The following is an 8068-nucleotide window of genomic DNA, read 5'->3' on the forward strand; positions in this document are numbered from 1 at the left end:
TTCGATCTCGATGCTGGAGATCGACGGGCGCTCGACCACGTCGATGACCAGCACGTTGCCATCGCGGCCGAGGTGGATATCCTGGAAGAAGCCGGTCTTGAACAGCGAGCGGGTCGCCTCGACCAGGCGGCGGTCGTCGATCTGGTCGCCGACGTTCAGCGGCAGGGCGGCGAATACACTACCCGCGGATACGCGCTGCAGGCCGTTGACGCGGATGTCGGAAACTGTGAAGGACTCTGCGTGAACCTGGGCGATCATCAACGCGGAAAGAGCCGCGGGTAACAGAAAGCGTTTCATGGAGTCCTTTTTTTTCCAACTGACAAATAAAGAATCTGCCGCGTGAGGCGGCAGATCCGAAACCCAATGGCAGCTACAGTCGACTCAGATCGTTGACCAGGGCCAGCAACATGACCCCAACGACCAGGCTGATGCCGATCTGCATCCCCCAAGCCTGGACCCGCTCTGACAATGGGCGGCCACGCACCCACTCGACCAGGTAGAACAACAGATGCCCGCCATCGAGGACGGGAATCGGCAACAGGTTGAGAACCCCCAAACTTATGCTCAGATAGGCGAGGAAATGCAGAAAATCCCCTACGCCGGACTGGGCTGAAGCGCCCGCCACTTTAGCAATGGTTATCGGCCCGCTCAAGTTTTTTACCGAGAGCTGGCCCAGCACCATTTTCTTTAGAGAATCCAGGGTTAGCAGACTCATCGACCAGGTCCGGGAGAGCGCCTCACCCACCGCGGCGCCCGGGCCGAAGCGGACTTCGCGGAGCATTTCCGCCGGCCACTGGCCGCCGGCGACACCGGCCCCCAGGTAACCGGCACGGGCCTTGCCCTCGCCCTTGGCCGCCAATTTCAGCGTCAGCTCACGCTCCTGGCCGTCGCGCAGCAGGGCGATGCTCACCGACTGCTCCGGACGGGCGCGCACCTTGTCGACCACCTGCTGCCAGTCGTCCACCGCCTGGCCGTCCACCCGCAGCAGACGGTCGCCGATGGCCAGGCCCGCGGCCTTGCCCGGGCCCTGCGGGTCCAGCTCGGCGATCACCGGCGGCATCGCCGGGCGCCACGGCTGGATGCCCAGGCCGCCGATGGGGTCGGGGTTGTCGGCGCTCTTCAGCCAGGCCTTGATCGGCAACTGGTGCAGGCTCTGGGCCGAAGAGCCCGGCTCGCGCACGCTGACGGCCAGCTCGCCGGTCTCGCCCAGGCGCCGCACCAGGCGCAGGTTGACCGCCGCCCAGCCGTCCACCGGCTCGCCGTCCACCGCCAGCACTTCCTGGCCCGCGGCCAGGCCGCCCAGCGCCGCCGGGCTGTCGGGCACGATGGCGCCGATGACCGGGCGCACCTGCTGGGTGCCCAGCATGGCGAGGATCCAGAAGAACAGGATGGCCAGCAGGAAGTTGGCCACAGGGCCCGCCGCGACTATGGCGATGCGCTGGAACACCGTCTTGCGGTTGAAGGCCTGGTCGAGCTGGTCGAGGGGCACTTCGCCCTCGCGCTCGTCGAGCATCTTCACGTAGCCACCCAGCGGGATGGCGGCCACCACGAACTCGGTGCCGTGGCGGTCGTGCCAGCGCACCAGGGGCGTGCCGAAGCCCACCGAGAAGCGCTGCACCCTGACCCCACAGCGGCGCGCCACCCAGAAGTGGCCGAACTCGTGGAATGTCACCAGGACGCCGAGGGCGATGATCAACCCGACGACCATGTAAAGTGCGCTCATCTCTACCTCCAAGGCTCAGGGCCTAGCGAGCCCGCCCGTGCAACCAGGCCTGCGCGGCTTCGCGCGCGCGGCGGTCGGCCTCCAGCACCACGTCGAGGCTTTCGACCGGCGTGGCCGCCTCGCGGTTCAGCACCTCGTCGATGATAACCGCGATCTCGGTGAAACGGATGCGCCGTTCGAGGAATGCGGCCACCGCCACCTCGTTGGCGGCATTGAGCATCGCCGGCGCGCTGCCGCCCGCCTCGGCCGCCTGGCGCGCCAGGCGCAGGCAGGGGAAGCGCTGCTCGTCGGGCGCCTGGAAGTCCAGGCGGGCGATGCTGAACAAATCCAGCGGGGATACCCCGGAATCGATGCGCTCGGGCCAGGCCAGGGCGTGGGCGATGGGCGTGCGCATGTCGGGGTTGCCCAGCTGGGCGAGCACCGAGCCATCCACGTAGTCGACCAGGGAATGGATCACGCTCTGCGGGTGGATCACCACCTCGACCTTCGACGGCGAGGCATCGAACAGCCAGCAGGCCTCGATCAGCTCCAGCCCCTTGTTCATCATGCTGGCCGAGTCGACGGAGATCTTCCGCCCCATGGACCAGTTGGGGTGGGCGCAGGCCTGCTCCGGGGAGACCTCCGCCAGCCGCTCCAGCGGCGTCTCGCGGAACGGGCCGCCGGAGGCGGTCAGCAGGATGCGCCGCACGCCGACCGCACCCAGGCCGCGGGCGTAGTCGCCGGGCATGCACTGGAAGATGGCATTGTGCTCGCTGTCGATCGGCAGCAGCACCGCGCCATGGGCCTGCACTTCGTGCATGAACAGGGCGCCGGACATCACCAGCGCCTCCTTGTTGGCCAGCAGCACGCGCTTGCCGGCCTGCACCGCCGCGAGGGTCGGCTTGAGGCCGGCCGCGCCGACGATGGCGGCCATGACCACGTCCACCTCGGGATGGCCGGCGACCTCGCACAGCCCCGGCTCGCCCACCAGCACGCGGGTCTCCAGGCCGGCCGCCCGCAGGGCGCCCTGCAGGTGGCGGGCCTGCTCGTCGCTGGCAACCACCGCGAAGCGCGGCCGATGGGCCAGGCACAGGGCTTCCAGCTCGGCGAGGCGGGAGTGCCCGGTGATGGCGAAGACGCCGTAACGCTGCGGATGCCGCGCGAGGACGTCCAGGGTACTCAGGCCGATGGAGCCGGTGGCTCCCAGCACGCAGACCTGCAGTGGCGCGCTCATGGCGTACCCCAACCGGTGGCCCAGAGCAGCACGGTGAAGACCGGGATGGCCGCGGTGAGGCTGTCGATGCGGTCAAGGACACCGCCGTGGCCCGGCAGCAGGTTGCTGCTGTCCTTCAGGCCCGCTTCGCGCTTGAACATGCTCTCGGTCAGGTCGCCGACCACCGAAAGTGCCACCACCACGGCCGCGCAGGGCAGCGCCAGCAGCAGTTCGCGCACCGACCAGTCGCGGTAGATGGCCACCGCGAAGGTGATCGCCAGGCTCAGCGCCAGGCCGCCGTAGAAGCCTTCCCAGCTCTTGCCGGGGCTGACCCGCGGCGCCAGTTTGCGCTTGCCGAAGGCCTTGCCGGAGAAGTAGGCGCCGATGTCGGCGGCCCAGACCAGGACCATGACCGCGACGATCAGCCAGTTGGCCAGCGGCCACTGCTTGAGCACCACCAGGCCCTGCCAGGCCGGCAGCAGGATCAGCAGGCCGATCAGCAGGCGGCGCCAGCGGCCGCCCCAGCTGGAGGCGCTGTCCGGGTAGGTCAGCACCATCACGGTCGCCAGCAGCCACCAGAGCACCGCCAGCAGCAGCACGGCGCCGGCCAGCTGCGGCAGCCAGTACAACAGCAGCATGAGCAACGCGACCACGCCGGCATAGCCGACGCGGGCCGGCTGTTCGCTGTAGCCGGCCAGGCGCGCCCATTCCCAGGCGCCGAGGGTCACCACCAGGCCGATGAACAGCGCGAAGGCGGCGCCATCGAGGAGGAAGAAACCACCCAGCGCGACGGGCAGCAGCACCAGCGCCGTGAGGATCCGTTGTTTCAGCATGACGGGGGGACCTCGGCCTGCACCTGCTCGCTGGTCTTGCCGAAGCGACGCTGGCGGGTGGCGTAGTCGGCCAGCGCTTCGCGCATCGCCGCGCTCTTGAAGTCCGGCCAGTAGAGATCGGAGAAGTACAGCTCGGCGTAGGCCAGCTGCCACAACAGGAAGTTGCTGATGCGATGTTCGCCGCCGGTGCGGATGCACAGGTCCGGCAACGGCTGGTCGCCGGTGGTCAGGCAACCCTGGATCAGCTCGGGGGTGATGTCGTCCGGCACCAGGTGCCCGGCCTGCACTTCGCGGGCCAGGCGCTGGGCAGCCTGGGTGATGTCCCATTGGCCGCCATAGTTGGCCGCCACCTGCAGCAGCAGCCCCTTGTTGCCGGCGGTGAGGCTCTCCGCTTCGCGCATGGCGGCCTGCAGCTCCGGGTGGAAGCGGCTGCGGTCGCCGATGATGCGCAGGCGGATGCCGTTCTCGTCGAGCTTGCGTACCTCGCGGCGCAGGGCCATGAGGAACAGTTCCATGAGCGCGCCGACCTCGTCGACCGGGCGCTGCCAGTTCTCGCTGGAGAAGGCGAACAGCGTCAGAACCTCGACACCGGCCTCGGCGCAGGTCTTGACCACCGCACGAACCGCGCTGACGCCGGCCTTGTGCCCGGCGACGCCGGGCAGCAGACGCTTCTTCGCCCAGCGGTTGTTGCCGTCCATGATGATGGCCACGTGACGTGGCACCGCGGCCACCAGCTTGGTCTTGTCCATGACTGCAACCTGGCCGTCAGACGGCCATCAGATCCGCTTCCTTGGCCTCGAGGGCCTTGTCGATCTCGGCGACGAACCTGTCGGTGAGCTTCTGCACCTCGTCCCCGGCGCGACGCTCTTCGTCCTCGCTGATTTCCTTTTCCTTCTGCAGGTCCTTGAGCTGGGCCAGGGCGTCGCGGCGGATGTTGCGCACGGAGACGCGGGCCTGCTCGGCCTCGGCGCGGGCCTGCTTGGTGAAGCCCTTGCGGGTTTCCTCGGTCAGGGCCGGCATCGGCACGCGGATGGTGGTGCCGGCGGTGGCCGGGTTCAGGCCTAGGTCGGAGGTCATGATGGCCTTCTCGACCGCCTGGATCATGCTCTTGTCGAACACGCTCAGGGCCAGGGTGCGGGAATCCTCGACGGTGACGTTGGCGACCTGGCGCAGCGGGGTGTCGGAGCCGTAGTAGGACACCATGACGCTGTCCAGGATGCTCGGGTGCGCACGGCCGGTGCGGATCTTGGCGAAGGCGTGGCCCAGGGCCTCCAGGGTCTTGCCCATGCGCTCCTGCGCTTCTTTCTTGATCTCGTTGATCATGTCAATCCTCCTCGATCAGGGTGCCCTCGGCACCACCAACAACAATATTCAGCAGCGCGCCCGGCTTGTTCATGTTGAACACCCGCAGCGGCATTTTCTGGTCGCGGCACAGGCAGATGGCGGTCAGGTCCATCACGCCCAGCTTGCGGTCGAGCACTTCATCGTAGGTCAGGCGCTCGAACTTCTCGGCGTTCGGGTCCTTGAACGGATCGGCAGTGTACACACCATCGACCTTGGTCGCCTTCAGCACCACGTCAGCATCTATTTCGATGGCGCGCAGGCAGGCGGCGGAATCGGTGGTGAAGAAGGGGTTGCCGGTACCGGCGGAGAAGATCACCACTTCGCCGCTGGCGAGGTGGCGCATGGCCTTGCGGCGGTCGTAATGGTCGGTGACGCCGACCATGCTGATGGCCGACATGACGATGGCGGTGATGTTCGAGCGCTCCAGGGCGTCGCGCATGGCCAGGCCGTTCATCACGGTGGCCAGCATGCCCATGTGGTCGCCGGTGACGCGGTCCATGCCGGCCGCCGACAGGGCCGCGCCGCGGAACAGGTTGCCGCCGCCGATGACCAGGCCGACCTGGACGCCGATGCCGACCAGTTGGCCGATCTCCAGGGCCATGCGGTCCAGGACTTTCGGGTCGATACCGAACTCTTCGCTGCCCATCAGGGCTTCGCCGCTCAGTTTTAGAAGAATGCGTTTATAGCGAGGTTGACGTGCGCTCAGCTGCTGAGCCATGACCTTTTTCTCCTGCGGCGATGTGGAATGCGGGGCGCCTGACCGGGCGCCTGTCGGGGAAGCCTGGCCCTACCAGGCTAGCAGCGCCGCGAGCCGACGAACGGTGCGAAGCCGCGGAGACCGCCCCGAATGGCCTCCCCAGTTTGACGAAGAGGCCGCACGCGCGAGCGGGCAGCCTCTTCCGGGGCGACGGTGGAAACCGTCTTATTGCTTGGATGCAGCTACTTGAGCAGCAACCTCGGCAGCGAAGTCGGCCTCGACCTTCTCGATGCCTTCGCCTACTTCGAAACGAATGAAGGAGACGATTTCAGCACCGGCTTTCTTGGCCAGGTCGCCGACCTTGACTTCCGGGTCCTTGACGAACGCCTGCTCGACCAGGCTGGCTTCGGCGAGGAACTTGGCGATACGGCCCTTGACCATGTTCTCGACGATGTTCTCCGGCTTGCCGGCGATCTTGTCGGCGTTCAGCGCCAGGAAGATTTCCTTTTCCTTGGCCACAGCGTCCTCGGAAACCTGCGACGGGTCCAGGAACTGCGGGTTGCTGGCAGCCACGTGCATGGCGATGTCACGGGCCAGTTCGGCGTTGCCGCCTTTCAGGGTGACCAGTACGCCGATGCGGTGGCCGTGCAGGTAGGCGCCAACCACGTCGCCTTCGGCGCGGGCCAGACGACGGATGTTGACGTTCTCGCCGCACTTGGCGACCAGGGCCTCACGGGCGGACTCCTGCTCGGCGATCAGCGGAGCGGCGTCGGTCAGCTTCTGCACGAAAGCCTTGTCCAGGCTGGCGGCGACGAAGTTCTTGAAGTCGTCCTGCAGGGCCAGGAAGTCGGTCTGCGAGTTGACTTCGATGATGGTGGCGGCCTTGGCGTCGTCGGCCACTTTCACCGCGATGGAACCTTCGGCGGCGATGTTGCCGGCCTTCTTGGCAGCCTTGATGGCGCCCGAAGCGCGCATGTCGTCGATGGCCTTCTCGATGTCGCCTTCAGCGGCAACCAGGGCCTTCTTGCACTCCATCATGCCCTGGCCGGTGCGCTCGCGCAGTTCTTTAACCAGTGCTGCAGTGATCTCTGCCATTTGCAAATCCTCTTGAGTTGGTTCTCAAAACCAGATCGCCCGGCGGGCCGGGCGGAATTCGGGAGTGGCAAAAAGGGGGCCAGGCCCCCTTTTTGCGCACCGCTGGACGTCTGGACGCCCCGGAATCAGCCTTCGGCGGATTCGGCCGGCGCTTCTTCGACGAACTCGTCAGCACCGCCCTGGGCGTTCTGACGGCCGCGCAGTACGGCTTCGGCCATCGAACCCAGGTACAGCTGAACGGCGCGGATGGCGTCGTCGTTACCGGGGATGACGTAGTCGACGCCGTCCGGGCTGCTGTTGGTATCGACGATGCCGATGACCGGGATGCCCAGCTTGTTGGCTTCGGTGATGGCGATGCGCTCGTGATCGACGTCGATCACGAACAGGGCGTCCGGCAGGCCGCCCATGTCCTTGATGCCGCCCAGGCTGCGATCCAGTTTTTCCAGATCACGGGTGCGCATCAGGGCTTCTTTCTTGGTCAGCTTGTCGAAGGTGCCGTCCTGCTGCTGGGTTTCCAGCTCGCGCAGGCGCTTGATCGACTGACGGATGGTCTTGTAGTTGGTGAGCATGCCGCCCAGCCAACGGTGGTCGACGTACGGCATGCCGCAACGGGCAGCTTCTTCGCGGACGATCTTGCCGGCGGAACGCTTGGTGCCGACGAACAGGATCTTGTTCTTGCCCGAGGCCAGGCGCTCAACGAAGGTCAGGGCATCGTTGAACAGCGGCAGGGTCTTTTCCAGGTTGATGATGTGGATCTTGTTGCGCGCGCCGAAAATGAACTTGCCCATTTTCGGGTTCCAGTAACGGGTCTGGTGGCCGAAGTGCACACCGGCCTTCAGCATATCGCGCATGTTGACTTGGGACATGATAGTTCCTCGATAAGTCGGGTTGGGCCTCCATGCATCCCAATGACCAACCCCCGAACGCGTCGAAGGGCACCCAGGTCATCGTGTCGATGCATGTGTGGGTTAGGCTTGAACAGGCCATAGCCTGCAAAAGCGGGGCGCTTTATATCACAGAAAGCTGCTGCAGGCTAGAAGCTGGAAGCCGGACGACGTACCGCCGCTCTTCGCTTTTCGTAGGAGCGAGCTTGCTCGCGAACGGCGTAGGCGCGAGTCCCGTTCGCGAGCAAGCTCGCTCCTACAAGAGCAGGCACTCCTCGCTCCAGCCTCCAGCCTCCAGCC

The 8068-nt window shown here is 66.3% G+C and carries 8 protein-coding genes and 1 pseudogene; all 9 read right to left on the reverse strand.

Features of this window, described 5'->3' with window-relative positions; translation table 11 throughout:
* Positions 1-297, reverse strand: a pseudogene (locus DK254_RS09190) (outer membrane protein assembly factor BamA); the annotation flags it as partial.
* Between the two features lie 73 nt (positions 298-370).
* Complete coding sequence (gene rseP, locus DK254_RS09195) at positions 371-1723, reverse strand: RIP metalloprotease RseP (RefSeq protein WP_109933532.1); 1353 nt, start codon at positions 1721-1723, stop codon at positions 371-373.
* Between the two features lie 22 nt (positions 1724-1745).
* A complete protein-coding gene (gene ispC / locus DK254_RS09200; RefSeq protein WP_109933533.1) occupies positions 1746-2936 on the reverse strand; it encodes a 1-deoxy-D-xylulose-5-phosphate reductoisomerase in 1191 nt (396 codons plus the stop codon).
* The gene (locus DK254_RS09205; protein WP_109933534.1) at positions 2933-3748 is read right to left on the reverse strand and encodes a phosphatidate cytidylyltransferase; all 816 of its coding nucleotides are present in this window, start codon (positions 3746-3748) and stop codon (positions 2933-2935) included. The genes ispC and DK254_RS09205 overlap by 4 nt, the downstream gene beginning before the upstream one ends.
* Positions 3742-4497, reverse strand: a complete 756-nt coding sequence (uppS, locus tag DK254_RS09210; protein WP_109933535.1) for a polyprenyl diphosphate synthase — start codon at positions 4495-4497, stop codon at positions 3742-3744. Before uppS ends, DK254_RS09205 begins: the two co-directional genes overlap by 7 nt.
* Before the next feature lie 16 nt (positions 4498-4513).
* Positions 4514-5071, reverse strand: coding sequence for a ribosome recycling factor (gene frr / locus DK254_RS09215; protein ID WP_109933536.1), 558 nt, complete (start codon positions 5069-5071; stop codon positions 4514-4516).
* Position 5072: 1 nt separating this feature from the next.
* Complete coding sequence (gene pyrH, locus DK254_RS09220) at positions 5073-5810, reverse strand: UMP kinase (RefSeq protein ID WP_009616635.1); 738 nt, start codon at positions 5808-5810, stop codon at positions 5073-5075.
* Positions 5811-6014: 204 nt separating this feature from the next.
* Positions 6015-6884, reverse strand: a complete 870-nt coding sequence (gene tsf / locus DK254_RS09225; RefSeq protein ID WP_109933537.1) for a translation elongation factor Ts — start codon at positions 6882-6884, stop codon at positions 6015-6017.
* 125 nt (positions 6885-7009) lie between these two features.
* The gene (gene rpsB, locus DK254_RS09230) at positions 7010-7750 is read right to left on the reverse strand and encodes a 30S ribosomal protein S2 (RefSeq protein WP_074985305.1); all 741 of its coding nucleotides are present in this window, start codon (positions 7748-7750) and stop codon (positions 7010-7012) included.
* Positions 7751-8068 lie beyond the last annotated feature (318 nt).

Origin of the sequence: Pseudomonas sp. RW407 (assembly GCF_003176655.1) — a bacterium.
Lineage (GTDB): Bacteria > Pseudomonadota > Gammaproteobacteria > Pseudomonadales > Pseudomonadaceae > Pseudomonas > Pseudomonas delhiensis.